A 26,766-nucleotide genomic window follows, 5' to 3' on the forward strand; every position below is an offset into this window, starting at 1 on the left:
TCTATACCGGGTCGGCGTGCACCATCACATCCGCCTGTGGATAACGCTGGCGGATCACCCGTGAGGCCTCCACGCACAATCCGTGTGCTTCATGCAGTGGTAGCTGCCCTGGTAGCTCCAGGTGCAACTGCACGAACCACTGGTTGCCCGACACCCGCGTACGCAGGTCGTGCACGCCCTTGACGCCGGGAATGGCCAGTACCCGCGTGGCCATGTCTTCGCCGACATCGCTGGGCAGTTCCTTGTCCATCAGGATTGCCGTGCTTTCGCGGGCAATCTGCAAGGCACTCCAGAGGATGTAAAAGGCGATGCCCAGGCCGAACAGCGCATCCAGCTGGGGCCAGCCGAAACGCGCCAGCAGCAGGGCCAGCAGGATGCTGCTGTTTAGCAGCAAGTCCGAGCGGTAGTGCAGGGAGTCGGCCCGCACCGCGGTAGAGCCGGTCAGGCGGATGACCTTGTACTGCAAGGCCAGCAGGGCGACGGTCAGCACCAGCGACAGCAGCATCACCGCGATGCCGATGGCGGTATCACCCAGCGGTTGCGGGGTGTGCAGGCGCTCGACCGCCTGCACGCCGATCAGCACTGCACTGACCCCGATGAACAGCGCCTGCGCCATGCCGGCCAGGGCCTCGGCCTTGCCATGGCCGAACCGGTGATCGTCGTCTGCCGGGCGCAGCGCATAATGCACCGCCAGCAGGTTGAGGAACGAGGCCACAGCGTCCAGTGCCGAATCGGTCAGCCCGGCCAGCAGGCTCACCGAACCGCTCAGCCACCAGGCCAGCGCCTTGCTCAGCACCAGAATACTGGCCACCGCCAATGACGCGCGCGTGGCCAGGCGTAGCAGGCGCTGGTGTTCAGCCGGGGTGGTGATCATCCGTGGTCGGTGTCCTTGTGGCTCAGGCGGCTGGCACCAGGCCCAGGCTGGCCAACTGCTCGACACTGCCGCGGTGCTGGATCAGCCGAGGGTCGTCCAATGGCAGGCGCTGGCCCAGTTCGCTTTCGAGAATGGCCTGCAACTTGAGGTTGTCGACCTTGCCATCTGGTTTGACGGCTTCTTGCAGTTTGGCTGGGTCGACCTGGGCGGTGCGGCCACCTGGGTAGTAGATGGCGCCCGTGGCGAAGTCGATGCCGAAGGCGATCAGCCCAGGGATCACGTAGAACAGGATGCCAATGGCGTCCATTGCGGCAACCACAGGGTCGATCTTGCCGCCGATCTGGCCGCGCCGGTCCGGGTAGAAAATGGTGCCGCAGGCCGTCAGTTGGGTCAGCAGGGTGGCAATGAGGGCGCCACCGATGACGCGGGTCGAGATGCGCATGTAAATCTCCGAGAAGGTGTTCAGCAGGGCAAGCGAAGCGCCTGCGCCTGATGCTAAGACCATGATAGAGCAGGCTGGGTTCGCCGTTATACTCGCCAGACTGTTCGAGGACCACCATGATTTCATTACCCATTGATGCGGCCTTGCCCGCTTTGCGCCAGGCCCTGGCAAACCGTGACGAAGCGGTGCTTGAAGCGCCGCCCGGCGCTGGCAAGACCACCCGCGTGCCGTTGGCGCTGCTGCACGAGCCGTGGCTGGCCGGGCAGACCATCCTGATGCTTGAGCCACGGCGCCTGGCGGCGCGGGCGGCCGCCGAGCGGCTGGCCAGCGAGCTGGGCGAGCAGGTGGGGGAAACGGTGGGTTACCGCATCCGCCTGGACAGCAAGGTCGGGCTTAAAACCCGTATCGAAGTGGTGACCGAGGGCATCCTCACCCGCCGCCTGCAGGCCGACCCGGCACTGGAGGGTGTGGGCTTGCTGATCTTCGACGAATTCGTAGAGCGCAGCCTGGATGCCGACCTGGCCCTGGCGCTGAGCCTCAATGGCCGCGAGTTGCTGCGTGACGACCCGCCGCTGAAGATTCTCCTGATGTCCGCCACCCTGGAAGGCGAGCGCCTGTCGCGGTTGCTGGACGATGCGCCGGTGGTCAGCAGCGAAGGCCGCATGCATCCGGTGGATATCCGTTGGGGGCGAGCGTTCCAGCCGGGCGAGTTCATCGAACCACGGGTGGTGGACAGCGTGCTGCAGGCGCTGGCAGACCAAGCCGGCAGCGTGCTGGTATTCCTGCCTGGGCAGGCCGAGATCCGCCGGGTGCACCAGAGCCTGCAGGAGGCCTTGGGCGATCGGCCCGAAATTCTGCTCTGCCCACTGCATGGCGAACTGGATCTCAATGCCCAGCGTGCCGCCATCGACCCGCCGGCCAAGGGCCTGCGCAAGGTGGTGCTGGCCACCAACATCGCCGAAACCAGCCTGACCATCGATGGCGTGCGTGTGGTGATCGATGCCGGCCTGGCCCGTGTGCCGCGCTTCGACCCTGGCAGCGGTATGACCCGCCTGGACACTCAGCGTATCTCCCGCGCCAGCGCCACTCAGCGCGCCGGCCGGGCCGGCCGCCTGGAGCCCGGCGTGTGCTACCGCCTGTGGTCCGAAGCCCAGCATGAGCAACTGGCCGCCCATGGCAGCGCCGAAATCCTCCAGGCCGACCTGGCCGGGTTGGCCCTGCAACTGGCGCGCTGGGGCGTTACCCCCGAGCAGTTGCGCTGGCTTGACCAACCGCCGGCTGCCGCGTTCGCCCAGGCCCAAGACCTGTTGGTGCGGCTCAATGCCTTCAAGCCTGGTAGCCGTGACAACCTCAGCGAACACGGCCAGGCCATGGCCGAACTGCCGGCGCACCCACGCATCGCGCATTTGCTGCTGCGTGGCCAGGACCTGGGCCTGGCACAGATGGCCTGCGATGTGGCTGCGCTGCTGGGGGAGCGGGATATCCAGCGTGGGGGTGGTGCGGACTTGCACAACCGGCTGGCGCTGGTCAGTGGCGAAAGCAAGGCGGCGCGTGGCGGCCAGGGTGGTGTGCAGCGGGCGCGTCAGCTGGCCCGCCAGTACCGTGGTCTGTTGCGAGGCAAGGCCGGTGCGCCGGTCGCCGACCCCGACCACGCGCGCTGGCTGGGCGCGCTTCTGGCGCTGGCCTATCCCGACCGCGTCGCCCTGCAGCGCCGCGAGGGCGGGGCGGAGTATCGGTTGGCCAACGGCCGTGCGGCGCTGTTTGCCGAGGTTGACGCGTTGATGAAGTGCCCCTGGTTGGTAGTCGCCGACCTGGGTAGCCGCCAGGGGCAGCGTGAGGAGCGCATCTACCTGGCCGCCGAATTCGATCCGGCGTTGCTCGATGGCGTGCTGGCCGAGCAGGTCGAGCGGGTCGATATCGTTGATTGGGACGAGCGCGAGCAGGTGTTGCGCGCCGAGCGGCAGGTCAAGGTTGGCGAACTGGTCCTCAGCCGTGAGCCGCTACCCGGCCTGGATGACGAGGCCAAGGCCAGGGCGCTGCTTGGCCTGGTTCGGCGCAAGGGCCTGAACCTGCTGACCTGGACGCCGGAACTGCGCCAGTGGCAGGCACGGGTGGCACTGCTGCGCCAGCTGGACCTGGAAAAGGATGGCCACAGCGAATGGCCCGACCTGGGCGACGAGGCCCTGCTCGCCAACCTGGAAGACTGGCTGCAGCCCTACCTGGGCAAAGTGTCGCGCCTTAGCCACTTTGCCGCGCTGGACCTGCCGTCGCTGTTGCGCAACCTGTTGCCCTGGCCGCTGCCACAGCGCCTGGACGAACAGGCCCCCGCGCACCTGGCGGTGCCGTCCGGCTCGAACATTCGTCTGGACTACAGCGAGAGCCCGCCGGTCCTCGCCGTGCGCTTGCAAGAGCTGTTCGGGCTTGCCGACACCCCACGCATCGCCAACGGCCGGCAGCAGGTCAAGCTGCACCTGCTGTCACCCGCACGCCGGCCGGTGCAGGTGACCCAGGACTTGGCGAACTTCTGGCGCACCACCTACGCCGAGGTGAAGAAGGATTTGAAGGGGCGGTATCCGAAGCATTACTGGCCTGACGACCCCTTGGTGGCCGAGGCTACGGCGCGAGCCAAACCTCGGGGGACCTGAGCGTGGCCGGGGCGGCTGTCAGTCGAGCGGTACGAGCAGGAAGGTGAACACTTCACCTTCCTCGACATTGAGCAAGGCCACCCAGTCGCCGCTTTTGTGCGGCGTATCCTTGATGATGCCAACCCTGTGGCCTCGGTGGTCGCGCAGATGGCAGACCAGGCCGTCCTCGGTCAGCTCCAGTGGCTCGATCTTCCAGTAGTCAGTGACGTCGGCATGCCAGTAGAAGCCCAGGTAGCCATTGCGGCTGATGCCCAGTTTCTTGGCTTGTGGTCGCCCAGGGATGCTGATGTGGTGATGCAGGCGATCGTCGGTCTGCGAGTGGTAATGAAAGTCCATCACCGGCGAGTCCTGCTTTCCCCCAACCTGTAGCCAGTCATCCTCAGGGGTAACCCCCCAGCTGAACTTGTCACTGCTGCGGCTCAGGCGCAGTGGGATGTACCGGTTGACGGCGCGCATGTACAGCCTGCCGCGAAACGACCTGGCAAATTCCGCTTTGATGTCTTCGTGCATGGTGCTTTCCTCGGTTGGCATTGAAGGTTTCGCACCCTAATGCCCAAGCGCGACGCCCAGGCAGATCGAAGACTTTCCCCGGTTGCCTCAGGCGCCGGCTTCACCTTCCAGCAGCATGAACAGGCGGTACAGCACCACGGTGCTGAACAGCTGCAGGAAGCCGCTGAGGCTGTCCATGGCCAGCTCCATGCCAGGCGAGGGTTCTGGGAAAGCCATCAGCAGCAGCCCGTCGATCAGCCAGATCGGTGCCAGCACAGCCACCACACAGAACATGATGCGCATGAAGTGACCGGTGGTCATGCTGGCACTTTCGCGCATCGCCTGCACCACCGGGCGGCCGCGCAGCACCAGCAGGTACTCGGCGAACACCAGATTGATCATGATCCATACGCCCGGGAAGACGAACAAGGCAAGGCCCGCCATGATCAGCAGCGAACTGATGAGAATCAGCAGGGCCAGTTGTGGCCAGAGCTGCAGGGCGCGGGCGAACAGGTCGCGCTTGGCGATTTCCTGGCCCTTGCTGCGGGTATCGAGGTAAAGGATCAGCGCGGCGCTGTACAGCGGGTAGAGCAGCAGGCTGACGAGCATGCCGTAGGCAGGCGATGCCTGGTCGCCCAACTGCCGGTACAGCAACTGAGTGAGCAGGGCTTCCAGCACCACCAGCGGCAGGCACAGTTGGACAATGTTCGGCAGGTGGCGGCGGAAGAAGTACAGGGAGTCGCGCAGAACGCTCAGCGGATTCATCAGTCAACATCGCATGGCAGTAAAAACAGGGGCCTAACTTTAGCCCAAAGCAGGCCTGGGGCTGTCACTTGCTGAAAAAAGTTTCACCGCGCCGGTGATTGAATCCCGCGTCCGTACGCCCCATCTTTGACGCTGTCCGTTGTCCCGCTACCCCACGAGGTCGCCCATGAACACTGAAGAACAAACCCTGATCGACGGCCTGTTCGGCCGCATCAAGCAAGCTGAAGACCCGAGCCAGCCGCGCGATCCGCAGGCCCAGGCGTGCATCGAGCAACATCTGCGTCAACAGCCGGCGGCGCCTTACTACATGGCACAAGCCATATTGGTGCAGGAGGCTGCGATCAAGCGCCTCGACGAGCAGAACAAGCAGCTGGAGGCCGAACTGCAGCAGGCCCGCGCCCAGGCCCAGGCCGCACAAGCCGCCAGCAGCGCGCCAAGCAATGGCGGGGGTGGTTTCCTGTCCAGCATCTTTGGTTCGGGTGGGCGTAACGCGGCCCCGGCGGTGCAGCCGCAGCGTCCCGCTGCTGCCCCGGTGGCGTCGGGTGGTGGCTGGCGCGAGCCTTCGGCACCGGGCTTCTCCCAGCCGCCAACACAGCAACCTGGCTTTGCCGCCGCGCCGGCGCGCGGCGGCGCCAGCAGTTTCCTCGGTGGGGCCATGCAGACCGCTGCCGGTGTGGCCGGTGGTGTGTTGCTGGCGCAGGGTATCAGCAGCCTGTTCAACCACAACTCGCAGCCGGAAGAAGTGGTCGAGGTGATCAAGGAAGAACCGACACCGGCCAGCGACAGCGGCGGCTGGAACGACCAGGGCGGTCAGCAGCAAGTGGCTGACAATGGCGGTTGGGGCAGTGACCAGGGTGGTTACGCCGACAGCGATTATGGCAGCGATGATGGCGGGTTCTTCTCGGACGACGACTCGTACGTCTGACAGGTCTGGCATACTGCTGGCATTTTTGAGGGGCGCTGTGCGCCCCTTTCGCGACGCAAGGCCGCTCCCACAGGTAAAGTGCAGGCTTCACACGCATTGCCCGACCTGTGGGAGCGGCCTTGTGTCGTGAAAGGGCTGCAACGCAGCCCCAAAATCCCAGACCGGACACGAGGTTCCCAGGTGAAAAAGATCGCGCTGTTCGCCGATGTGCAGAACCTCTACTACACCGTGCGCCAGGCCCATGGCTGCCATTTCAACTACACCGCCCTTTGGGCCGACGTCAGCCGCGAAGGCCAGATCGTCGAAGCCGTGGCCTATGCCATCGACCGTGGCGACGCCAAGCAGCAACAGTTCCAGCAGATTTTGCGCAACCTCGGTTTCGACGTGCGTCTCAAACCCTTCATCCAGCGCAGCGATGGCTCGGCCAAAGGCGACTGGGATGTGGGCATTACCCTGGATGTAATCGACGCGGCAAGCAGGGTCGACCAGGTAGTGCTGGCTTCTGGCGATGGTGATTTCGACCTGCTGCTGGAGCGGGTGATCCAGCGCCATGGCACCGAAGCCGTGGTGTATGGCGTGCCGGGGCTGACGGCGCTGTCATTGATCCGTGCCGCCACCCGCTATGTGCCCATCGAGGGCGCACTGTTGCTCAAACACTAAGGTTTTTCATGGAACGTATCGCTGTCATCGACTTTGAAACCACCGGTGTTTCCCCCGGTGCCGGTTGCCGCGCCACCGAGGTGGCGGTGGTAATGCTCGAAGGCGGGCGCATTGTCGAACGCTACCAGAGCCTGATGAACGCGGGCGTGCCAGTGCCGGCCTTCGTCGCCGGCCTGACCGGCATCACCACCGCCATGTTGCGCACTGCGCCGCCGGTGGACAAAGTGATGAACGAGGTGGCCGAGTTTGTCGGTGGCACCCCATTGCTGGCGCACAACGCGGCCTTCGACCAGAAGTTCTGGGACTACGAACTGAGCCGCATCGGTCGCAGCCGCAGCCAGCCGTTCGCTTGCTCTCTGCTGCTGTCACGGCGCCTGCTGCCGGCGGCGCCGAACCACAAGCTGGGTACTCTGACACGTTGGGCTGGGTTGCCGGACACCGGGACCGCGCACCGGGCCATGGCCGATGCCGAAATGGCCGCCAACCTGCTGCAACACCTGACTGGCGTGTTGCGCCAGGACCACGGTTTACAGCAACTTTCGCACGGCCTGCTTTGTCGGTTGCAGAAAGTCCCGGCTGCAAAGGTGCGCGACACGCTGGCCAAGTACCGTTAGGGCTGGCCGGCAATACAGGGCTCAAGCCGAACGCACCAAAAGTGTGCCGCTCATTTGAGCCCGTTCTGTAACGTATCTTCGCCCAGGCAGGCCGTTAAACTGAAGCACCCGTAAACGGATTTCGAGTTTTCCCATGCCTGCCGCCCGTCGCTTCCCGCTGTTGCTCATTGGTGCTTTCCTGGCCTTGTACCTGGTTTGGGGTTCCACTTATCTGTTCATTCGTATCGGCGTGGAGAGCTGGCCTCCGATGCTCATGGCCGGGGTGCGCTTTCTGATTGCCGGCGGCCTGCTGTACGGTTTTTTGCGCTGGCGCGGTGTGCCCGCGCCGACCTGGCCGCAGTGGCGGGCGGCAGGGGCGATTGGCTTTTTGCTGCTTAGCTGTGGCAACGGTGGTGTGACCGTGGCCGAGCATGCTGGCGTGGCGTCGGGCGTAGCGGCGCTGGCCGTGGCGACAGTGCCACTGTTCACCCTGCTGTTCGGCCTGTTGTTCGGGCACCGCAATTCGAAGCTGGAGTGGGCGGGCATTGCCCTGGGGCTGGTGGGTATCGGCCTGCTGAACCTGGGCTCCAACCTGCAGGCAAGCCCGATGGGTGCAGCGCTGATCCTGTTCGCAGCGGCGTCCTGGGCGTTCGGCTCGGTGTGGAGCAAAACCTTGCCGCTGCCCCAGGGGCCTATGGCCAGCGCGGCAGAAATGCTGGTGGGGGGGGCGGTACTGTTGCTGGGCAGTGTGCTGTCGGGCGAGCGTATGACGCAGATGCCGACCGCTGCCGGCTGGGGGGCGTTGGCCTATCTGGTGTTCTTCGGCTCGATCCTGGCGTTCAGTGCCTACATGTATTTGCTCAAACATGTGCGCCCGGCAGCCGCCACCAGCTACGCCTACGTCAACCCGGCGGTGGCGGTGCTGTTGGGCATCGTCTTCGCCGGCGAACAGATTGGCGCCGAAGAGTGCGTGGCGATGGCGGTGATTATCGGTGCGGTGGTGCTGATTGGCCTTCCACAGTGGCGCAAGGCGCCTGCGCAGCCGTTGAAAGGCGAAATCTGCAAGTAGGCAGGGGTGATGCGGTAAACTTGCCGCCTTCGCTGAACCCCCCGACGGTATTGCCATGAATTTCGCCAAACTCGGCCTGATCGAACCGCTGCTGCGTACCCTGCAGCAGCTGGACTACACCACCCCGACCCCGGTGCAGGCCAAGGCCATCCCCGCCGTGCTGGCCGGCCGCGACCTGATGGCCGCAGCCCAGACCGGTACCGGCAAGACCGCAGGCTTTGCCTTGCCCGTGCTGCAGCGCCTGGCGCTGGAAGGCGAAAAGGTGGCCAGCAACTCCATCCGTGCGCTGGTGCTGGTACCTACCCGCGAACTGGCCGAGCAGGTGCACAACAACGTGCGCGAATACGCCGAGAACCTGCCGCTGAGCACCTACGCGGTGTATGGCGGCGTCAGCATCAACCCGCAGATGATGCGCCTGCGCCGTGGTGTCGACCTGCTGGTGGCCACCCCGGGTCGTTTGCTCGACCTGTTCCGGCAGAACGCGGTGAAGTTCAACCAGGTGCAGACCCTGGTACTGGACGAAGCCGACCGCATGCTCGACCTGGGCTTTGCCGAGGAGCTGCAATCGGTTTACGCGGCGCTGCCCCGCAAGCGCCAGACGCTGCTGTTCTCCGCCACCTTCTCCGATCAGATTCGCGTGCTGGCGGGGTTGGCCTTGAATGACCCGCTCAGTATCGAAGTGAGCCCGCGCAACGCCACCGCGACCAGCGTCAAGCAGTGGCTGGTGCCTGTGGATAAAAAGCGCAAGGAAGACCTGTTCTGCCACCTGCTGCGCAAGCAGCGCTGGACCCAGGTGCTGGTGTTCGCCAAGACCCGTAACGGTGTCGACCAACTGGTGCAGCGTTTGCTGGCCGAAGGTGTGAACGCCGACGGCATTCATGGGGACCGCCCGCAGGCTACCCGTCAGCGCGCGCTGGACAGCTTCAAGGCCCGCGAAGTGCAGGTGCTGGTGGCCACCGATGTGGCAGCCCGTGGCCTGGACATCGATGATTTGCCGCTGGTGGTCAACCTTGACCTGCCGATCGTTGCCGAGGACTACGTGCACCGCATCGGCCGTACCGGGCGGGCGGGCAACAAGGGCGAGGCGATTTCGCTGGTGTGCGCGGATGAAGTGCAACTGCTGGCGGCTATCGAAGTGCTGACCCGGCAGACCCTGCCGCGTCATGAAGAGCCTGATTTTATCCCTGATCACCGGGTGCCGCTGACCGATGCCAGTGGCCAGGTGATCAAGAAACCGAAGAAGCCCAAGAAGCCGAAAGAAAACAGCGCCAAGCGCGGGCTGGGCCGTTGGATGGACAGTTCTGAGGCGGGTAATTCCGAGCCGGCAGTCAAGGCGGTGCGCAAGGTGCCGAGTTTCAATGGTGGGCCGCGCAAGCGTAAGCCCTGAGATTTCGGGGCCGCTCTGCGGCCCATCGCGACACAGTTCAGGCCCGCGCCGTACCTGTGGCAGCGGCCTTGTGTCGCGAAAGGGCTGCGCAGCAGCCCCTGCAATCTTTCAGGAAACCGGCTTAATCCAATCCGCCGCCGCTCGCCCGGCGCGCAAGCCGCTGGCAAAGCACGCCGTTAGCAAATACCCCCCGGTCGGCGCCTCCCAGTCCAGCATTTCGCCGGCACAGAACACCCCCGGCATGCCCTTGACCATCAACCCCTCATCCAGCCCCTCGAAACGCACCCCGCCGGCGCTACTGATCGCTTCATCCAGCGGCCGTGTACGCACCAACGTGATCGGCAATGCCTTGATCGATCGGGCCAGCGCCTGCGGGTCGGCAAAGCTCGCGTGATCGGTCAGCTCCCGCAGCAGTGCCGCCTTGACCCCATCGATACCCAACTGGCTGTGCAGATGCTTGGCCATGGAGCGTGAACCGCGTGGCTTGGCCAGTGCCTGGGCAATTTTGTCCACAGGCTTGTCCGGCAGCAGGTCGAGCAACAACAGCCCACGGCCGTCACGGTTGATGGCCTCGCGCAGCGGTGCCGACCAGGCATACACCAGGCTGCCCTCCACACCTTGCGCGGTGAGGATGAACTCGCCTTTGCGCGGTGCACTGCCCGGTACGCTGAGGGCAATGTTCTTCAGCGGCGCGCCGGCGAACTTGTCCTTGAGCAAGGCGCTCCAACTGTCCACTTCAAAACCGCAGTTGCTCGGCTGCAAAGGCGAGATATCCACAGCCCGTTCGGCCAGCAGCGCTTGCCAACTGCCGTCGGAGCCCAGTCGCGCCCAGCTGGCGCCACCCAGTGCCAGCACCACGACGGCGGCTTTCACCAGCCGTTCGCCCTGTGGATAAGCAATCCGCAACGCGCCATCGGAGTTCCAGCCCAGCCAGCGATGACGGGTGTGGATAACTACCCCGTTGTCACGCAGGCGCTTGAGCCAGGCACGTAGCAGCGGCGCGGCTTTCATGTCGGTCGGAAACACCCGGCCCGAGGTGCCGACGAAGGTTTCGATGCCCAGGCCGTGAATCCATTGGCGTAATGCGTCCGCATCGAAGTCGCGCAGCAACGCCTCGATCTCGCCCTGGCGTTCGGCATAGCGGGCCACGAACGCCGAGTAGGGCTCGGAATGGGTGATGTTCATGCCGCCGACGCCTGCCAGCAGGAACTTGCGCCCAACCGAAGGCATGGCATCGAACACCTCGACTGACAGGCCTGCCTGGGCCAGTGCTTCGGCAGCCATCAAGCCGGCAGGGCCGCCACCGATGACGACAGCGAGGGGAGAGGATGCGGGGTTCAGATCGGGCATGGTGGGCAGCAGGCTGTGGAAAAGAGGCGCATTCTAGCGCAGCGCTGGCCATGGAAGCACTGGTCAAAAAATGCTCAGAAGTCTGCAGGCCTTGCCATCAAAGGGCTGTAGCGCCTTTCCCGCAGGTTATCCACAAGCGGTTCCACAGTCATTGTGAACAACCGATGACGCGTGCTGCGCTGTGGTGAAGGATGCCGTGGCGTTTGGCCAAGGCTGCGCGGTCCTTGCTGTAACCACCGCCGATCACGCCCACCACCGGGATATCGCGGCCCAGGCAGTGGCGCAATACGGCTTCGTCACGGGCGGCAACGCCAGCATCGGTCAGTTGCAGGTAGCCCAAGGCGTCGTCTTTGTGCACATCGACGCCGGCGTCATACAGCACCAGGTCGGGCTGATACAACGGCAGCAGGTAATTGAGGGCGTCGTCCACCACCTTCAGGTAGGCGGTATCGCCCATGCCACGGGGCAGGGGGATATCCCAGTCGCTTTGCGCCTTGCGGGCCGGGAAGTTCTGCTCGCAGTGCAGCGACACGGTGATGGCCTCTGGCGTGTCGTGCAGGATGCGCGCGGTGCCATCGCCCTGGTGCACGTCGCAGTCGAAAATCAGCACCCGGTGTACCCGGCCAGCCGCCAGCAGGTAACGGCTGATCACCGCGAGGTCGTTGAAGATGCAGAAGCCGGCGGGGTGGTCGTAATGGGCATGGTGGGTGCCACCGGCGAGGTGGCAGGCGATGCCGTGCTGCAGGGCCATTTCGGCCGTGAGCAGCGAGCCGCCGACGGCGCGCACGGTGCGCCGGGCCAGCGCCTCGCTCCAGGGCAGGCCGAGGCGGCGCTGGTCCTCGCGCGACAGCTCGCCGTTCATGTAGCGCTCGATGTAGCTGCGGTCGTGGGCCAGGGCGAGGATGTCGTTGGGGCAGATGTCCGGGCGCAGCAGGGCTTGGTCGGTGGTCAGCCCGCTGTCGACCAAGTGGTCGCGCAGCAGGCGGAACTTGTCCATCGGGAAGCGGTGTTCGGCGGGGAACTCCGGGCTGTAGTCTTCGTGGTAGATCAGCGGCAGCGGCATGGGGTGTTCACAATCGGGGCCAGTGCTGATCTTGCCAGTTATCGTCCTGCGCTGGCCAATACGCGTTGCCAGTCCGGCTCGTTCAGGCGCCCTAGGATGCGCGCCTTGCCATCGCCATCCACCGACACGAACAAAGCGCTGGCGTAGCTGCTTTGACGTTCGCCACCGGCAACGCTCTGCTGGCGGGCGAAATGGTCGATGCAGCCGTTGTGGGTCACCAGCACCAGGTTGTGCCCCGCACGTTTGCGCGCCAGCGCCTCGCTGGCGAACTGGCTGTCGCAGGTTTCCAGCCAGCCTTCGCTGGCCACCGCCTGACCGAGGATGAAGTGCGCGGTTTGCCGGGTGCGCAGTTTCGGGCTGGTCAGCAGGTCGGCGTTGTGCAGGCCCAGCCGGTTCAGCCCTTGGCCAACACGGGTTGCGGCCTGGCTACCGCTTACGGTGATACCGGTGGGGTCGTCCAGGCAGGGGCCGGGTGCGCTGTCGCAGCGTTCGGCGTGGCGGATCATCACGATCACCGCGCCTTCGGCCCAGTCTTGCAGTAAACCGCTGTCACTCAGTTGTTGCTCGTTGCCAAGGTCCACGATATGCGTCCTCGTCGCCAGCCAGGTGGTCAACGCCGCCACGACCATGCACAGGCCAAGGGCGGCACCGAGGGCTTTGCGAGACAGGCGCCGCTTGCGCCGGGTGTGAATGGCAGCGTGCCCCAGGGTATTGCTCGATTGCATGCGTAGCTCCGTTGGCATGGCCGCGTCTGGCGCGGCAGAGATGGCGGGATTGTGCTGAGGGGCCTGTCGGGGGCCGGTGAAGGGCGTGTGAAAATTGCATTCGGCGGCTACCGGTTGGGTGAAAGCCGAGCCCGCGCCTACGCTGTACACTGCAAGGCGGCAAAACCGGAGCAGGCCCCATGACCCCCATCCTTGAACTGGAAAGCGCACGGCTGGTGCTGCGCCAATGGCACGACGACGACCTGCGCGAGTTCGCCGCGCTGTGCGCCGACCCGCAGGTGATGCGCTACTTCCCGGCGCCCCTGACGCGTCTGGAAGCCGCTGCATTGATCGGTCGGGTGCGCGGGCACTTCAATGAATACGGTTTTGGTTTGTGGGCCCTTGAGCGCAAGGACAGCGGCGCGTTCATCGGCATGACCGGTTTGCTGCACGTGGGCTTCGAGGCCGATTTCACCCCCGCTGTGGAGATTGGCTGGCGCCTGGCCCGCCGTCACTGGGGCCTGGGTTTTGCCAGCGAGGCGGCGTGGACCTGCCTGCGTTGTGCTTTCGCCCAATTGCGCCTGGAGGAAGTCGTGTCGTTCACTAGCGAGAGCAACCTGCCGTCGCAGAAGGTCATGCAAGCCATCGGTATGCAGCAGGACGCGCAGGGCAGTTTCGAGCACCCCCGCCTGCCTGAGGGCCACCCGCTACGCCCGCATGTGCTGTACCGCATCGACCGCACCCATTGGGAGCGCACCCTGCGCCCCTGAATGCATGGCCATGCCCGGCACGAATGACAAACCCTGTATTATTTGCCCACTTGGAAGGCGCTGCATGTTGCACGTTCAGCGCCTGTGAGATCGAGCGCCGCTCGGGCGGCGCATCGCGAGCAAGCTCGCTCCTACGGAGAACCCCCGATGAGTCATGTGTTGGACGACCTGGTCGACCTGTTGAGCCTCGAAGCCATCGAGGAGAACCTGTTCCGTGGCCGCAGCCAGGACCTGGGCTTCCGCCAGCTTTACGGTGGGCAAGTGCTGGGGCAGTCGTTGTCGGCAGCCAGCCAGACGGTCGAGGACGCGCGCCATGTGCATTCGTTGCACGGCTACTTCCTGCGCCCGGGCGATGCCAGCCTGCCGGTGGTGTACTCGGTGGACCGCGTGCGCGATGGCGGCAGTTTCAGCACCCGGCGGGTGACGGCGATCCAGAAAGGCCAGACCATCTTCACCTGCAGCGCATCGTTCCAGTACGACGAGGAAGGGTTCGAGCACCAGGCGCAGATGCCAGAGGTGGTCGGCCCGGAAAACCTGCCGACCGAAGTCGAACTGGCCCGCGCCATGGCCGACCAGTTGCCCGAGCGCATTCGCGACAAAGTGCTGTGCGCCAAGCCGATCGAGATCCGCCCGGTCACCGAGCGTGACCCGTTCAACCCCAAGCCCGGCGACCCGGTGAAGTACGCCTGGTTCCGCGCCGACGGCAACCTGCCTGACGTACCCGCCCTGCACAAGTACCTGCTGGCCTACGCCTCGGACTTCGGCCTGCTGACCACTGCGCTGCTGCCCCATGGCAAGTCGGTGTGGCAGCGCGACATGCAGATCGCCAGCCTCGACCATTCGTTGTGGTTCCATGGCAACCTGCGCGCTGACGAATGGCTGCTGTACGCAACCGATAGCCCCTGGGCCGGTAATTCCCGTGGTTTCTGCCGCGGCAGCATCTTCAACCAGGCCGGGCAACTGGTGGCATCGTCCAGCCAGGAAGGCCTGATTCGTCATCGCAAGGATTGGGCATGAGCCTCCTTGGCGAGGTGCGCAACTGGGTGTTCGACATGGACGGCACCTTGACCGTGGCGGTGCACGACTTTGCCGCCATTCGCGTGGCGTTGGACATCCCGGCCGAGCACGACATCCTCACCCACCTGGCGGCGCTGCCGGCTGATGAGGCGGCAGCCAAGCATGCCTGGTTGCTGGAGCACGAGCGGGACCTGGCGGTTGCCTCCACGGCGGCCACCGGGGCGGTGGAACTGGTGCGCGAACTGGCCGAGCGCGGTTGCCGGCTGGGTATTCTTACCCGCAATGCGCGTGAGCTTGCGCATGTGACGCTGGAGGCCATCGGCCTGGCGGACTGCTTCGCGGTGGAGCACATTCTCGGGCGTGACGAAGCGGCGCCCAAGCCGAGCCCGGATGGGTTACTGAAAATTGCCAGTGCCTGGGGCGTGGCGCCCAGTGAGCTGGTGATGGTGGGGGATTACCGCTTTGACCTGGACTGTGGACGGGCGGCGGGGGCGCGCACGGTGCTGGTGAACCTGCCGGATAACCCGTGGCCGGAGCTGGTGGATTGGCATGCGGCCGATTGCCAGGCATTGAAGGTGATGCTGGGCTGATTCTTGTGTTGGCAATGCGGGCCTGTTCGCGGGCATGCCCGCGAAAGGGCCGGACCTGTCTATGCTGAACCCCATTCTTTCTTCTGATACGGAGACCTACCCATGACCAGCAAGGCCATCTACGTACAACCCGGCGGCGGCTACGACAAGGTCGAGGTCGGCACCAGCGAGGCCCTGGCCCCCAAGGCCGGCGAGATCACCGTGCGCCTGCACGCCAGCTCCCTCAACTACCACGATTTCGCCGTGGTCAGCGGCATGTGGGGCCCGAGCGAGCGGCGCATCCCCATGGCCGATGGCGCCGGTGAGGTGGTCGCGGTGGGGGCTGGCGTTACCGAGTTCCAGGTCGGCGACAGCGTGGTCAGCACCTTCTTCCCCGATTGGCTCGATGGCCAGGCCAATGTCGAGGGCTTTGCCCAGGTGCCTGGCGACGGCCTCGATGGCTACGCCCGAGAGCAGGTCACCGCCCGTGCCACTGCGTTCACCCTGGCGCCCAAGGGTTTCAGCCATGCCGAAGCGGCCACCCTGACCACCGCCGGGCTTACCGCCTGGCGCGCGCTGATGAGTGATGATCACCTCAAGCCCGGCGACACGGTGCTGGTGCAGGGCACTGGCGGTGTGTCGATTTTCGCCTTGCAGTTCGCCAAGCTGGCCGGCGCCACAGTGATCGCCACCTCGTCCAGCGATGCCAAGTTGGAGCGCCTGAAAGCGTTGGGTGCCGACCACCTGATCAATTACAAGAGCACCCCGGCCTGGGGTGAGAAAGTGCGTGAGCTGACGGGCAACCGCGGGGTTGATCATGTGATCGAAGTGGGTGGCCCGGCGACGCTGGAGCAGTCGATGATTGCCGCGCGCATCGGTGGGCATGTTTCGCTGATCGGTATCCTCACCGGGGTGGCTGGGCAGTTGCCGCTGGTGCAGGCGCTGGTGCGGCAGATTCGCCTGCAAGGGGTGCTGGTAGGCAGCCGTGCGCAGCAGCAGGCGATGGTGCGGGCGATCGATGCCAACGGCCTGCGCCCGGTGGTGGACAAGCATTTCGAGTTGGAGCAGATCGTCGAGGCGTTCCGTTACCAGGAGAGCAACCGGCATTTCGGCAAGATCTGCCTGACTTGGTGAGGATAGGTGAGGGCGGCTGGATGTAACGGCCACCCTACAAGCCAATACATTCGCGCACATCGGCAGCACAGGGCGGCTGGCTAGAATGCCCCGCTCTGTTGCGATTGATTCTCTTCAAGAGGATGCCCTGATGTGCCCGACTCCCCTTTTCTGGCAGCGTTTGCTGCCTGTCTTGCTGTTGGCTACCTGCCTCGGCTTCATCCAACCTGCCAGCGCCGTGCAAGTGACCGACGTGCTCGGGCGCAAGGTCGAGGTTGACCACCCGCCTCAGCGCATCGTGCTTGGCGAAGGGCGGCTGTTTTTCGCGCTGGCTTTGCTTGACCGTGACAACCCATTCCAGCGGGTGGTCGGCTGGCAGAACGACATGCGCCTGCTCGACCCGCATACCTATGAGGTGTATGCGCAGCAGTACCCACAAGTGGCCAAGTTGCCGCTGATCGGCCAGGCGTCCGAGCAGAGCGTGAGCGCTGAGCAGATACTGGCGCTCAAGCCCGACCTGGCCATTTTCAGCATCGCCGGTGAGGGCCCGACCCAGCACAGCCCGGTGGCCGATCTACTGGAAAAGGCCGGGGTGCCGGTGCTGTTCATCGACTTTCGCGTGCACCCGATCCGCAATACCCGGGTGAGCATGCAGGCACTGGGCACGCTGCTGGGGCGTGAGCCGCAGGCGGCGGAGTACCTGAACCTGTACGACCGTCACCTGAAGCGGGTAACCGACGGCGTGGCCAGGATCAAGGAAAGCGAGCGGCCCAAGGTGTTTCTCGAACTGTTGGCTGGCGTGTGGCAGGCACCGGGGCACACCACTGGCAAGAGCGGATTGGGCAGCGTGGTCGAAGCCGTAGGCGGGCACAACATTGGTGCCGATGTGGTGCCTGGGGCGCTGGGTGATGTGAGTGTCGAGTACGTGTTGCAAGCCGACCCGGACGTGTACATCGCCACCGGCAACCGCGCGCCCGGGGTGCTGCTGGGGGCTGGCGTCTCCACCGATACGGCACGCCAGAGCCTGGCGAAGATCACCGCGCGCCCCGAGTTCGCCCCGCTGCGGCCGATCCAGGCTGGCCAGGCCCATGGCTTGTGGCATGACTTCTACAACTCGCCGTTCAACATCCTGGCGGTCGAGGCCATGGCCCGATGGGTACACCCGGAGCGTTTCAAGGCGCTCGACCCGCAGGCAACCATGGGTGAAATCAACCGCATGCTCAAGGTCGGCCTGGACGGCCAGTACTGGGTCGATGCCAGGTGACCGCGCTGGCCCACGAAGGCGCGGCGTTGGCAGCCTGGCATTATCGTCGCCTGTTGTGGCGGCGGGCCTTGCTGGTCTTCACGCTGGCGTTGTTGCTGTTGTTGTCGGTACTGGGCGACCTGGCCAGCGGTGCCTCGGGCATGGGCCTGGGGCAATTGCTGCATGGCGTCTTCGACCCGGCGACGTTGAGTGCCACCGAGCGGGTGATCATCTGGAACGTGCGCCTGCCGTACTCGCTGATGGCGGTGCTGGTGGGGGCGGCCTTGGCGCTTGCCGGTGCCGAGATGCAGGCGATTCTAGACAACCCGCTGGCCAGCCCCTTCACCTTGGGTGTGTCGTCATCGGCGGCACTCGGCGCCTCGCTGGCGATTGCCTACCCACTGGGCATTGCCTGGCTGGCGCCGAGCGCCCAGGTGACGGTGATGGCGTTCATCTTCGCCTGCCTGTCGGTGGTGCTGTTGCAGGCCATGTCGCGGTTGCGTGGCGCCGGGGTCGAGAGCCTGGTGCTGTTTGGCATCGCCTTGGTGTTCAGCTGCAATGCGTTGGTCTCGTTGCTGCAATTGCTGGCCACCGAGGATGTGCTGCAGCAACTGGTGTTCTGGACCTTGGGTAGCCTGGCCCGCGCCGACTGGCACAAGCTTGGCATGCTGGCCCTGGTGCTGGGGTTGCTGTTGCCGTTTTCGCTACGGGCGGCACCGGCCATGACCTTGCTGCGCATGGGCGAGGACCGTGCGCGCAGTTTTGGCGTCGATACCCGGCGCCTGCGTTTTGCCTCGCTGCTGCGCATCAGCCTGTTGTCGGCAACGGCGGTGGCATTCGTCGGCACCATCGGTTTTGTCGGCCTGGTCGGGCCGCACATCGCCCGGCTGCTGGTCGGTGAGGACCAACGCTTCCTGCTGCCCGCCAGTGCGCTGGTGGGGGCGTTGATGCTGTCGCTGTCGTCGCTTGTCAGCAAGGCGATCTTGCCGGGGGTGATCGTGCCGGTGGGCATCGTTACCGCGCTGGTGGGCGTGCCGGTATTCGTGGTGCTGGTGTTCCGCCGGGGGAGAAGGTTGTGAGCCTGTTGATCGAGGGTGTTTCGGTGGCCTACGGCGCGCGGCAGATCCTGCAGGGGGTGAGCCTGCCGGCGTTGCCGGCCGGCAGCCTGGTAGCGCTGGTCGGGCCAAATGGTGCGGGCAAATCCACGTTGTTGCGTGCCTTGGCAGGGCTGGAGCGGATGCGCGGTGGTTTGCGCCTGGATGGGCAGGATGTGACGCGCCTGGGCTTTGCCGAGCGCTCACGTCGCCTGGCCTATATGCCCCAGCAGCTACCGCCGGGTATCGCCTTGGGCGTATTGGAAAGCATTGTTGCGGCCTTGCGCGTGAGCGCTGGCAGCGATCTGCTGGGCAGCGCCTTCGATGCGTTGCGCCAGTTGGGCATCGAGGGTTTGGCCGAGCGCTCGCTGGACAGTTTGTCTGGCGGGCAACGGCAGCTGGTGGCCTTGGCCCAGTTGCTGGCACGCAACCCACAGGTGCTGTTGCTGGACGAGCCGACCAGTGCGCTGGACCTGCATTACCAGTTGCGGGTGATGGGCGCTGTGCGCGAACGCGTGCAGGCGCATCGGTTGCTGGCGGTGGCGGTGCTGCATGACATCAACCTGGCAGCCAGCCACGCAGATTGGCTGGTGGTGTTGCGTGAGGGCAGGGTGGTGGCCTGCGGGGCGCCGGGGGATGTGCTGCAGCCGGGGCTGTTGGCTGAGGTGTATGGCGTGGTGGCCCGGGTGGAGCGCTGTTCGCAGGGGCGCCTGCAGGTGCTGGTGGACCGGGCGTTGGCTTGAAAACCGGCCAGATGCGGTCCCTTGTAGGAGCGGCCTTGTGTCGCGAAAGGGCTGCGAAGCAGCCCCCCGATTTATGCGATATAGCTGATGACCGGGGGGCGCTTCGCGGCCCTTTCGCGACACAAGGCCGCTCCTACACAGGGGGGATGCGCCAGTCGGATGATTATCAACCTGGCAGCAACCGGTCGCGGCTGTTGGACAGGTGCAGGCACACCGCCGCCCGCGCCGCATCCGGGTCTTGTCGGCGGATGGCATTGAGGATCGCCTCGTGCTCCAGGTTGGCCAGGTAGGCTTGCCGCGCCAGCTTGGCCCCGGAGCGTTCGGCCAGGGCCATGCGGTTACGCGGGATCAGGCCGTTGCCTAGCTGCAGCAGCATCTCGGTGAAATACAGGTTGCCAGTGGCCTCGGCAATCAGCAGGTGAAAGCGCCGGTCGGCTTCGATGCAACTGTCGCCAGCTGCGGCCAGGTCCTGGTAGTCATCCAGCGCCTGGCGCATGCGTGCCAGCTGCCCCTCGTCACGGCGCAGCGCGGCCAATGCGGCGGCCTGACCCTCCAGGCCAATACGCAGTTCCAGCAGATCACGCACATTCGCCGCGCTTTCCGCCGCCACGCGCAGGCCGGCCTGGGCCTGGCGCTCCATCACGAACGTACCGATACCGTGGCGCGGCTCCACCAGCCCCGAAGCTTGCAACTTGGACAAGGCTTCGCGCACCACCGTGCGGCTGACTCCGTGCTCGCGCACCAGGGTGTTTTCCGAGGGCAACTTGTCGCCCGGTTTGAAGGTGCCCAGCAAAATGTGCTGGGTCAGGCTGGAAACCAGGTCATGAGCGCGGCTGTGGCCGCGTTTACGGGCGTGTTCGGGTTCCATGTGCCATCCGCTGATTGTTGTACTTGTATGACAAGTTAATCGATAGAAATATTTTTTGCTGGTTTTTCACGTGATCAAGTCAACGCGTAGGTTAAGTGTTTTTGCATAATCGAAGCAGATTGCCATTGTGATGGCTTGTATTTTGAGGATTTACCGACGTTAGTAAGCTTGTCGTACAACTGCGCGGCGCATATGCTCACCCCCACTGCCATGTCAGACAACCTCGACCCGCACAAAAACAATTAGTGGGAGATCCGCAAGTGAACGACACCCTCGCTCCGTCTGCCCGGCATGACGGCGACGCGTTGGCCAGCGCCGTGGCCAAGGTCAAGCGCCACGTACTGCCGCTGTTCGTCATCATGTTCATCGTCAACTACCTCGACCGCGTCAACATCGGCTTTGTCCGCCCGCACCTGGAAAGTGACCTGGGCATCAGCGCTGCGGCCTTCGGCTTTGGCGCCGGCTTGTTCTTCATCGGCTACGCGCTGTTCGAAGTGCCCTCCAACATGCTGCTGCAAAAGGTCGGTGCCCGCCTGTGGCTGACCCGCATCATGTTCACCTGGGGGCTGGTGGCCACGGCCATGGCCTTTGTGCAGAACGAAACCCAGTTCTATGTGCTGCGCTTTCTACTGGGTGTGGCCGAAGCGGGGTTCTTCCCAGGGGTGATCTACTACTTCACCCGTTGGTTGCCGGCTGCCGAGCGCGGCAAGGCCATTGCCATCTTCCTCAGCGGTTCGGCACTGGCTTCGTTGATTTCCGGGCCGCTGGCCGGGGCGCTGATGCAGCTTCAGGGCTTGGGCCTGCATGGCTGGCAGTGGATGCTGTTCATCGAAGGCATGGCCTCGGTGGTGCTGTGCTTCTTCGTGTTCTTCTGGCTCGACTCCAAGCCGCAAGATGCCAAGTGGCTGAGCAAGGCCGAACAGGACGCACTGGTCGCCACCATCGACCGCGAGCAGCAAGCACGCGAGGCCGTTGGCGCTGTCAAACCGTCGGCCTGGAGCCTGCTCAAGGACCGCCAGATCGTGCTGTTCTGCCTGATCTACTTCTGCATCCAGTTGACCATCTATGCCGCCACGTTCTGGCTGCCGAGCATCATCAAGCGCATGGGCGATCTGAGTGACATGCAGGTCGGGTTCTTCAACTCGATCCCGTGGCTGATCTCGATCCTGGCCATGTACGCCTTCGCCGCCGGTTCCACACGCTGGAAATTCCAGCAGGCCTGGGTGGCGGGAGCCCTGCTGGTCGCCGCCATCGGCATGTTCATGTCCACTACCGGTGGGCCGGTGTTCGCCTTCGTCGCGGTGTGCTTCGCCGCGATTGGCTTCAAGTCGGCGTCGTCGCTGTTCTGGCCAATCCCCCAGGGCTACCTGGATGCCCGTATCGCGGCAGCGGTCATTGCCCTGATCAACTCGGTCGGCAACCTCGGTGGCTTCGTCGCCCCCACCACCTTTGGCCTGCTGGAGCAGCAAACCGGCTCGATCCAGGGTGGGCTGTACGGCCTGGCGGTAACCTCGGTGCTTGCAGCCATCGCCATCTTCTTCGTACGCATGCGCCCCAAAGGCGCCCCTTCCGATGACCTCAAGGCCCCTTCGGCCCTGGGCCAGACCCACTGATGACTGCGAGACAACAACCATGAACATGCAGACCAACCCAGCCGTTCACACCAGCACCCCGGTGGTCACCGACCTGCGCGTGATCCCCGTCGCCGGCCATGACAGCATGCTGCTCAACCTCAGTGGCGCCCATGGCCCGTACTTCACCCGCAACGTGGTGGTGCTGCGCGACAGCGCCGGCAACACCGGCCTTGGCGAAGTGCCCGGCGGCGAGAAGATTCGCCAAACCTTGGAGGACGCCCGCAGCCTGGTGGTCGGCCAGCCAATCGGCCATTACCAGCGTGTGCTCAATGCCATGCGCCAGACCTTCGCCAACCGCGACTCGGCCGGCCGTGGCCTGCAAACCTTCGACCTGCGCATCACCGTGCACGCGGTGACCGCCATCGAGTCGGCGCTGCTCGACCTGCTCGGCCAGCATCTGAACGTGCCGATGGCGGCACTGCTGGGCGAGGGGCAGCAACGCGATGCAGTGAAGATGCTCGGTTACCTATTCTATATCGGCGACCGTCAGCAGACCGACCTGGCTTACCGCAACGAAACCGATAGCGATGAAGACTGGTTCCGCCTGCGTCACGAAAAGGCGCTGACCACAGAGACGGTGGTACGTCTGGCCGAGGCCGCCAAGGCGCGTTATGGCTTCAGCGACTTCAAGCTCAAGGGCGGGGTATTGCGCGGCGAAGAAGAGATGGAAGCGGTAACGGCCTTGGCCGAGCGCTTCCCCGAAGCGCGCATCACTCTTGACCCGAACGGCGCCTGGTCATTGCAAGAGGCCATTGCCCTGTGTCGCGACAAGCACGGCGTGCTGGCCTACGCCGAAGACCCGTGCGGTGCCGAGAACGGTTACTCGGGCCGTGAAGTGATGGCCGAGTTCCGCCGCGCCACTGGTCTGCCCACCGCCACCAACATGATCGCCACCGACTGGCGACAGATGGGCCATGCCATCCAGTTGCAGTCGGTAGACATCCCGCTGGCCGACCCGCACTTCTGGACTTTGCAGGGTTCGGTGCGGGTGGCGCAGATGTGCAACGACTGGGGGCTGACCTGGGGTTCCCACTCCAACAACCACTTCGACATTTCGCTGGCGATGTTCACTCAGGTGGCGGCTGCGGCGCCGGGTGAGATCACCGCCATCGACACCCATTGGATCTGGCAGGACGGCCAACGCCTGACCCGCGAGCCGCTGCGTATTGTCGACGGGCATGTGCGGGTGCCGGCGCGGCCAGGGCTGGGGGTGGAGTTGGATGAAGACCAACTGGCCAAGGCGCATGAGTGCTACCGCAACATGGGCCTTGGCGCGCGGGATGACAGCGTGGCGATGCAGTACCTGATACCGGGGTGGTGCTTCGATAACAAGCGGCCTTGCCTGGTGCGTTAAGGCGGGTTCAAGACTTTGCAAGGAAGGCCTCGGGAAACCGGGGCTTTTTTGTATCTGACCGATAGGGCCAGTGCAGGCAACACACATCCAAATGAAAAACAAAAGCGCCAAACGGCCCGGTGACGCGATCGGGCATGCCATTCGCGACATCTGGCGTTAATGGAAACGCCCTGTCGTGATCGAACAGTTCCGGGGCGTTCTCGTGTAATTACCCACAGCCATGCGGGGCTTAAATGAAGCCCGTCCTGCACTGACAGCTGCTCTGTGATGCGTGCCAAAGATCAACAACAGAACGCGAGTAAGCTGTCGACTAATTGAATTCAAAGGAGATATTTTCGCCTACGCCTGCCCGTCCATCCTTGTGTCAGCAAAAAGAGAACAACATCAATGAACACCGTGGGATCTGATGGCAACCTTGCACAAGGTTTCAAGCCACGTCATGTAACGATGCTGTCCATCGCCGGCATCATCGGCGCCGGACTTTTCGTAGGCTCCGGCCATGCCATCGCGGCAGCCGGGCCAGCAACCATAATTTCCTATTTCGTGGCCGGGACCCTGGTGGTACTGGTCATGCGCATGCTCGGCGAAATGGCCGTGGCACACCCTGACACCGGATCGTTTTCCACCTATGCCGACCAGGCCATTGGCCGCTGGGCCGGGTACACCATCGGCTGGTTGTACTGGTGGTTCTGGGTGCTGGTCATCCCTATCGAAGCGCTGGCCGCCGGGCATGTGCTGAACGCCTGGTTCCCGCAGGTGGACAGCTGGATCTTCGCCTTGGCTTCGGTGCTGTTGCTGGCCGGTACCAACCTGTTCAGTGTGGCCAAGTACGGCGAGTTCGAGTTCTGGTTCGCCATCCTCAAGGTCACCGCCATTCTGGGTTTCATCGGCCTGGGTTTCGCCGCGCTGATGGGTTGGCTGCCCAACCGTGAGGTCAGCGGGCTGAGCGGGTTGATGGCCGAGTACGGCGGCTTTGCGCCGAAGGGCTGGTCGGCCGTGGTCGGTGCGTTCATTACCGTGATGTTCAGCTTCATCGGCACCGAGGCGGTGACCATCGCGGCCTCCGAGTCCAGCGACCCATCGCGCAACATCGCCAAGGCCACCCGCTCGGTGATCTGGCGTATCAGCACCTTCTACATCCTGTCGATCTTCGTGATCATCTCGGTGGTGCCGTGGAACGACCCGCAGCTGGCGGTGGTGGGTTCGTACCAGCGTGCGCTGGAAATCATGAACATCCCCAACGCGGCGTTCATGGTCGACCTGGTGGTGCTGGTGGCCGTGACCAGTTGCATGAACTCGTCGATCTACATCGCTTCGCGGATGATGTACTCGCTGGCCAAGCGCGGTGACGCCCCGGCCTTCCTCAACAAGACCTCCAAGGTCGGTGTACCGCGTGCCGCGGTGTTCGGCAGCACGCTGATCGGTGCGGCCATCGCTGTGCTCAACTACTTCGCGCCGAAGGGTGTGTTCGAGTTCCTGCTGGCAAGCTCCGGCGCCATTGCCTTGCTGGTGTACATGGTCATCGCCATCTCGCAGCTGCGCATGCGCCGCCGCCTGGAGCGGGAAAACACCGAGCTGAAGTTCCGCATGTGGCTGTTCCCGTACCTGACCTGGGCGGTGATCATCTTCATTGCCGGGGCGCTGGCGGTGATGATGTACACGCCTGAGCACCGGGCGGAAGTGAGTTCCACGTTGGGCCTGGCGATCGTGATTTCCTTCCTGGGGATCGTGACCTCGCGGGGCCATGCGCAACCGGTGGGGGCGCGGTCGATGGGGTGATTGAGTTCACCGGGTGGTAGGGCAAAGGGCACTCGTGGATGGGTGCCCTTTGTTTTTTGAAACACTTGTTTGGCAGCACGAGCGGTCGGCGTGGGGCTTGCCAGGCGTAGACGCGGCGTGAGCTTGAGCGTCAACTTAAAGCTGCTCTGTATGAGCGCTGCGTTGCTAACCCGGCAAAAGTTTCGGCAGCGCTGAGGCAGAACTATCCTGCGGCCATGGACGTTTTTCGGGATGCCTACATGGTCGAATTTCTTGGTCTGCCTGGTGTGCATGCCGAATCAGACCTGCATTGCGCATTGATGGACCGGCTCAAACAGTTCCTGATCGAGCTGGGCCGGGATTTCTGCTTCGTCGGCTCACAATACCCGCTTCAGGTCGGCGGCCGTGACTTCGCACTCGACTTGCTGTTCTTCTACCGTGGCCTCAACTGCCTGGTAGCGATCGAACTGAAAGTCGGTCGCTTCGAGCCAGAGTACCTGGGCAAGCTGGATTTCTATCTCGAAGCACTGGACCGCAATGAGCGTAAGCGTCATGAAAACCCGGCCATCGGCGTGTTGCTATGCGCCAGCAGAGACGACGAGGTGGTTGAGTACGCACTCAATCGCAGTTTGTCCCCCGCGCTGATTGCCGAGTATCAAACGCGCTTGCCAGACAAGGCACTGCTGCAAGCCAAGCTGCATGAGTTCTATGCCTTGGGTACTGCAGACGATCCGAGCGCTTGAGCAGCCATCAAGTGCCGCCCATCACGCTTTGCACATACCGCATCACTGCCGGCGCTTTTTCGAAGCGTCGATGGATCAGGCTCAGCCACGAGCTGGCCTGGCAGTCGACTATTTGCCGGTAGTTCACCTGCGGCAAGCTAATGCGCTGCACGACCGATTCCGGGACCACGGCAATGCCTTGGCCAAGGGACACCAGGGTAATCACCGCCACCAGGCTGCCAGGTTGCGGGCCGAGCCGTGGCACGAAACCACCTTGCGCGGCCACCTCCAGCGTGCCGGAGATCTGCTCGGGCAGGATGAAGGTTTCATTGGCCAGGCGCGCGGCCGGGATCTGTGGCACTTCATTGATGCGCGAGCTGGCCGGCAGGGCGAGCACGAAGCCTTCCTGGCGCAAGGCAATGGCTTCGAGTGCTTCCGGCAGCTCCATGGGCGAGCGCACATAGGCCAGGTCAAGCAGGCCATCGCGAACCATGCCGGGCAGATCGGCCATGGGCAGTTCGCGGATATTCAGGCGCACGCCGGGGCAGGTTTCGCTGTAGTGGCTGACTTGCTGCTGAAGCATGCCCGAGTAGGCGGCCGAGGCCACGTAGCCCAGCTCGATGCGCCCGCTTTCGCCACGGGCGGCGCGCTGCGCGCCCAGTTGTGCGGCGTCGAACTGGCGCACGGCCTGTTCAGCCTCGATCAACAGCGCCTGGCCGGCGGCGGTAAGGTTGACCTCGCGCTGGTTACGCTCGAACAGGCGCACGCCCAGCTCGCGCTCCATGTCCTGGATCTGCCGGCTGAGGGTGGGCGGGGCGATGCCCAGTTGCTCGGCGGCCCGGGTGAAATGGCCGTGGCGGGCGACGCAGAGGAAGTAGCGGAAATGGCGGATTTCCATGGGTGTTACCTACAGGG

General features: G+C 64.3%; 25 protein-coding genes and 1 pseudogene. 17 read left to right on the forward strand and 9 right to left on the reverse strand.

Annotated features, from left to right (window positions below; genetic code table 11):
* Position 1: 1 nt before the first annotated feature.
* Both Q9451_RS02740 and Q9451_RS02745 read right to left on the reverse strand, forming a co-directional pair.
* Positions 2-874 (reverse strand): cation diffusion facilitator family transporter, encoded by an 873-nt coding sequence (locus Q9451_RS02740; protein WP_012274349.1) that lies wholly within the window; start codon positions 872-874, stop codon positions 2-4.
* Positions 875-896: 22 nt separating this feature from the next.
* Positions 897-1,316, reverse strand: coding sequence for a hypothetical protein (locus Q9451_RS02745; protein WP_012274348.1), 420 nt, complete (start codon positions 1,314-1,316; stop codon positions 897-899).
* 116 nt (positions 1,317-1,432) lie between these two features.
* Here Q9451_RS02745 and hrpB point away from each other — a divergent pair, with 116 nt between their 5' ends.
* Positions 1,433-3,961, forward strand: a complete 2,529-nt coding sequence (gene hrpB, locus Q9451_RS02750; RefSeq protein ID WP_238045883.1) for an ATP-dependent helicase HrpB — start codon at positions 1,433-1,435, stop codon at positions 3,959-3,961.
* Between the two features lie 18 nt (positions 3,962-3,979).
* Here hrpB and Q9451_RS02755 read toward each other — a convergent pair whose 3' ends face one another.
* Complete coding sequence (locus tag Q9451_RS02755; RefSeq protein WP_012274312.1) at positions 3,980-4,471, reverse strand: hypothetical protein; 492 nt, start codon at positions 4,469-4,471, stop codon at positions 3,980-3,982.
* A gap of 87 nt (positions 4,472-4,558) precedes the next feature.
* A complete protein-coding gene (locus tag Q9451_RS02760; RefSeq protein WP_012274311.1) occupies positions 4,559-5,215 on the reverse strand; it encodes a YciC family protein in 657 nt (218 codons plus the stop codon).
* 166 nt (positions 5,216-5,381) lie between these two features.
* Between Q9451_RS02760 and Q9451_RS02765 the strand changes: the two genes are divergently transcribed.
* The 5 genes from Q9451_RS02765 (at position 5,382) to Q9451_RS02785 (ending at position 9,849) form a co-directional block, all read left to right on the forward strand.
* Entirely contained in the window at positions 5,382-6,140 is a 759-nt protein-coding gene (locus Q9451_RS02765) for a DUF2076 domain-containing protein (protein WP_012274310.1), read from the forward strand.
* Between the two features lie 180 nt (positions 6,141-6,320).
* Positions 6,321-6,800 carry an NYN domain-containing protein gene (locus Q9451_RS02770; protein WP_012274309.1) on the forward strand — a complete coding sequence of 160 codons (480 nt, stop codon included), beginning with the start codon at positions 6,321-6,323 and terminating at the stop codon, positions 6,798-6,800.
* Between the two features lie 8 nt (positions 6,801-6,808).
* Complete coding sequence (locus Q9451_RS02775; RefSeq protein ID WP_012274308.1) at positions 6,809-7,414, forward strand: 3'-5' exonuclease; 606 nt, start codon at positions 6,809-6,811, stop codon at positions 7,412-7,414.
* 133 nt (positions 7,415-7,547) lie between these two features.
* Entirely contained in the window at positions 7,548-8,462 is a 915-nt protein-coding gene (gene yedA / locus Q9451_RS02780) for a drug/metabolite exporter YedA (RefSeq protein WP_012274307.1), read from the forward strand.
* Between the two features lie 55 nt (positions 8,463-8,517).
* Positions 8,518-9,849: a DEAD/DEAH box helicase gene (locus tag Q9451_RS02785; protein WP_012274306.1), complete on the forward strand. Its 1,332-nt coding sequence runs from the start codon at positions 8,518-8,520 to the stop codon at positions 9,847-9,849.
* A 108-nt stretch (positions 9,850-9,957) separates the two neighbouring features.
* Here Q9451_RS02785 and Q9451_RS02790 read toward each other — a convergent pair whose 3' ends face one another.
* The 3 genes from Q9451_RS02790 to Q9451_RS02800 form a co-directional block, all read right to left on the reverse strand.
* Positions 9,958-11,199, reverse strand: coding sequence for a TIGR03862 family flavoprotein (locus Q9451_RS02790; protein ID WP_012274305.1), 1,242 nt, complete (start codon positions 11,197-11,199; stop codon positions 9,958-9,960).
* Between the two features lie 148 nt (positions 11,200-11,347).
* Entirely contained in the window at positions 11,348-12,262 is a 915-nt protein-coding gene (locus tag Q9451_RS02795) for a histone deacetylase (protein WP_012274304.1), read from the reverse strand.
* A gap of 38 nt (positions 12,263-12,300) precedes the next feature.
* Positions 12,301-12,987: a phosphohistidine phosphatase gene (locus Q9451_RS02800; protein ID WP_012274303.1), complete on the reverse strand. Its 687-nt coding sequence runs from the start codon at positions 12,985-12,987 to the stop codon at positions 12,301-12,303.
* A 179-nt stretch (positions 12,988-13,166) separates the two neighbouring features.
* On the opposite strand from Q9451_RS02800, the gene Q9451_RS02805 reads away from it, so the two are divergent.
* The 7 genes from Q9451_RS02805 to Q9451_RS02835 all read left to right on the forward strand — a co-directional run bounded on the left by Q9451_RS02805 (position 13,167) and on the right by Q9451_RS02835 (position 19,515).
* Complete coding sequence (locus Q9451_RS02805; protein ID WP_012274302.1) at positions 13,167-13,736, forward strand: GNAT family N-acetyltransferase; 570 nt, start codon at positions 13,167-13,169, stop codon at positions 13,734-13,736.
* 147 nt (positions 13,737-13,883) lie between these two features.
* A complete protein-coding gene (gene tesB, locus Q9451_RS02810; protein WP_012274301.1) occupies positions 13,884-14,753 on the forward strand; it encodes an acyl-CoA thioesterase II in 870 nt (289 codons plus the stop codon).
* Positions 14,750-15,343, forward strand: coding sequence for an HAD family hydrolase (locus tag Q9451_RS02815; protein ID WP_012274300.1), 594 nt, complete (start codon positions 14,750-14,752; stop codon positions 15,341-15,343). Before tesB ends, Q9451_RS02815 begins: the two co-directional genes overlap by 4 nt.
* Before the next feature lie 102 nt (positions 15,344-15,445).
* A complete protein-coding gene (locus tag Q9451_RS02820; RefSeq protein ID WP_012274299.1) occupies positions 15,446-16,456 on the forward strand; it encodes an NAD(P)-dependent alcohol dehydrogenase in 1,011 nt (336 codons plus the stop codon).
* A 130-nt stretch (positions 16,457-16,586) separates the two neighbouring features.
* A complete protein-coding gene (locus tag Q9451_RS02825; protein ID WP_012274298.1) occupies positions 16,587-17,699 on the forward strand; it encodes an ABC transporter substrate-binding protein in 1,113 nt (370 codons plus the stop codon).
* Complete coding sequence (locus Q9451_RS02830) at positions 17,696-18,757, forward strand: iron ABC transporter permease (RefSeq protein WP_012274297.1); 1,062 nt, start codon at positions 17,696-17,698, stop codon at positions 18,755-18,757. Before Q9451_RS02825 ends, Q9451_RS02830 begins: the two co-directional genes overlap by 4 nt.
* Complete coding sequence (locus tag Q9451_RS02835; protein ID WP_012274296.1) at positions 18,754-19,515, forward strand: ABC transporter ATP-binding protein; 762 nt, start codon at positions 18,754-18,756, stop codon at positions 19,513-19,515. Before Q9451_RS02830 ends, Q9451_RS02835 begins: the two co-directional genes overlap by 4 nt.
* Before the next feature lie 166 nt (positions 19,516-19,681).
* On the opposite strand, the gene Q9451_RS02840 is transcribed toward Q9451_RS02835, so the two are convergent.
* A complete protein-coding gene (locus Q9451_RS02840) occupies positions 19,682-20,383 on the reverse strand; it encodes a FadR/GntR family transcriptional regulator (protein ID WP_012274295.1) in 702 nt (233 codons plus the stop codon).
* 260 nt (positions 20,384-20,643) lie between these two features.
* On the opposite strand from Q9451_RS02840, the gene Q9451_RS02845 reads away from it, so the two are divergent.
* The 4 genes and pseudogenes from Q9451_RS02845 to Q9451_RS02860 all read left to right on the forward strand — a co-directional run.
* Positions 20,644-21,996 (forward strand): MFS transporter, encoded by a 1,353-nt coding sequence (locus Q9451_RS02845; protein WP_012274294.1) that lies wholly within the window; start codon positions 20,644-20,646, stop codon positions 21,994-21,996.
* 19 nt (positions 21,997-22,015) lie between these two features.
* On the forward strand, positions 22,016-23,371 hold the full coding sequence (gudD, locus tag Q9451_RS02850; protein WP_012274293.1) for a glucarate dehydratase: 1,356 nt from the start codon (positions 22,016-22,018) through the stop codon (positions 23,369-23,371).
* A 387-nt stretch (positions 23,372-23,758) separates the two neighbouring features.
* The gene (locus tag Q9451_RS02855; protein WP_012274292.1) at positions 23,759-25,150 is read left to right on the forward strand and encodes an amino acid permease; all 1,392 of its coding nucleotides are present in this window, start codon (positions 23,759-23,761) and stop codon (positions 25,148-25,150) included.
* Between the two features lie 110 nt (positions 25,151-25,260).
* Positions 25,261-25,872, forward strand: a pseudogene (locus Q9451_RS02860) (PDDEXK nuclease domain-containing protein); the annotation flags it as partial.
* 7 nt (positions 25,873-25,879) lie between these two features.
* Here the strand turns inward: Q9451_RS02860 and Q9451_RS02865 are convergent.
* Positions 25,880-26,749, reverse strand: a complete 870-nt coding sequence (locus tag Q9451_RS02865) for a LysR family transcriptional regulator (RefSeq protein WP_012274290.1) — start codon at positions 26,747-26,749, stop codon at positions 25,880-25,882.
* Between the last annotated feature and the right edge of the window lie 17 nt (positions 26,750-26,766).

Source organism: Pseudomonas sp. NY8896, assembly GCF_039634505.1.

What these genes read in the sequence shown, in the direction of transcription:
- hrpB (WP_238045883.1), top strand. Translation starts at nt 1,433, where the DNA reads ATGATTTCATTACCCATTGATGCGGCCTTGCCCGCTTTGCGCCAGGCC.
- Q9451_RS02865 (WP_012274290.1), bottom strand. Translation starts at nt 26,749, where the DNA reads ATGGAAATCCGCCATTTCCGCTACTTCCTCTGCGTCGCCCGCCACGGC.
- Q9451_RS02755 (WP_012274312.1), bottom strand. Translation starts at nt 4,471, where the DNA reads ATGCACGAAGACATCAAAGCGGAATTTGCCAGGTCGTTTCGCGGCAGG.
- Q9451_RS02740 (WP_012274349.1), bottom strand. Translation starts at nt 874, where the DNA reads ATGATCACCACCCCGGCTGAACACCAGCGCCTGCTACGCCTGGCCACG.
- Q9451_RS02800 (WP_012274303.1), bottom strand. Translation starts at nt 12,987, where the DNA reads ATGCAATCGAGCAATACCCTGGGGCACGCTGCCATTCACACCCGGCGC.
- Q9451_RS02765 (WP_012274310.1), top strand. Translation starts at nt 5,382, where the DNA reads ATGAACACTGAAGAACAAACCCTGATCGACGGCCTGTTCGGCCGCATC.
- Q9451_RS02840 (WP_012274295.1), bottom strand. Translation starts at nt 20,383, where the DNA reads ATGGAACCCGAACACGCCCGTAAACGCGGCCACAGCCGCGCTCATGAC.
- Q9451_RS02795 (WP_012274304.1), bottom strand. Translation starts at nt 12,262, where the DNA reads ATGCCGCTGCCGCTGATCTACCACGAAGACTACAGCCCGGAGTTCCCC.
- Q9451_RS02785 (WP_012274306.1), top strand. Translation starts at nt 8,518, where the DNA reads ATGAATTTCGCCAAACTCGGCCTGATCGAACCGCTGCTGCGTACCCTG.
- Q9451_RS02775 (WP_012274308.1), top strand. Translation starts at nt 6,809, where the DNA reads ATGGAACGTATCGCTGTCATCGACTTTGAAACCACCGGTGTTTCCCCC.
- tesB (WP_012274301.1), top strand. Translation starts at nt 13,884, where the DNA reads ATGAGTCATGTGTTGGACGACCTGGTCGACCTGTTGAGCCTCGAAGCC.
- yedA (WP_012274307.1), top strand. Translation starts at nt 7,548, where the DNA reads ATGCCTGCCGCCCGTCGCTTCCCGCTGTTGCTCATTGGTGCTTTCCTG.
- Q9451_RS02805 (WP_012274302.1), top strand. Translation starts at nt 13,167, where the DNA reads ATGACCCCCATCCTTGAACTGGAAAGCGCACGGCTGGTGCTGCGCCAA.
- Q9451_RS02760 (WP_012274311.1), bottom strand. Translation starts at nt 5,215, where the DNA reads ATGAATCCGCTGAGCGTTCTGCGCGACTCCCTGTACTTCTTCCGCCGC.
- Q9451_RS02790 (WP_012274305.1), bottom strand. Translation starts at nt 11,199, where the DNA reads ATGCCCGATCTGAACCCCGCATCCTCTCCCCTCGCTGTCGTCATCGGT.
- Q9451_RS02820 (WP_012274299.1), top strand. Translation starts at nt 15,446, where the DNA reads ATGACCAGCAAGGCCATCTACGTACAACCCGGCGGCGGCTACGACAAG.
- Q9451_RS02855 (WP_012274292.1), top strand. Translation starts at nt 23,759, where the DNA reads ATGAACACCGTGGGATCTGATGGCAACCTTGCACAAGGTTTCAAGCCA.
- Q9451_RS02745 (WP_012274348.1), bottom strand. Translation starts at nt 1,316, where the DNA reads ATGCGCATCTCGACCCGCGTCATCGGTGGCGCCCTCATTGCCACCCTG.
- gudD (WP_012274293.1), top strand. Translation starts at nt 22,016, where the DNA reads ATGAACATGCAGACCAACCCAGCCGTTCACACCAGCACCCCGGTGGTC.
- Q9451_RS02815 (WP_012274300.1), top strand. Translation starts at nt 14,750, where the DNA reads ATGAGCCTCCTTGGCGAGGTGCGCAACTGGGTGTTCGACATGGACGGC.
- Q9451_RS02825 (WP_012274298.1), top strand. Translation starts at nt 16,587, where the DNA reads ATGTGCCCGACTCCCCTTTTCTGGCAGCGTTTGCTGCCTGTCTTGCTG.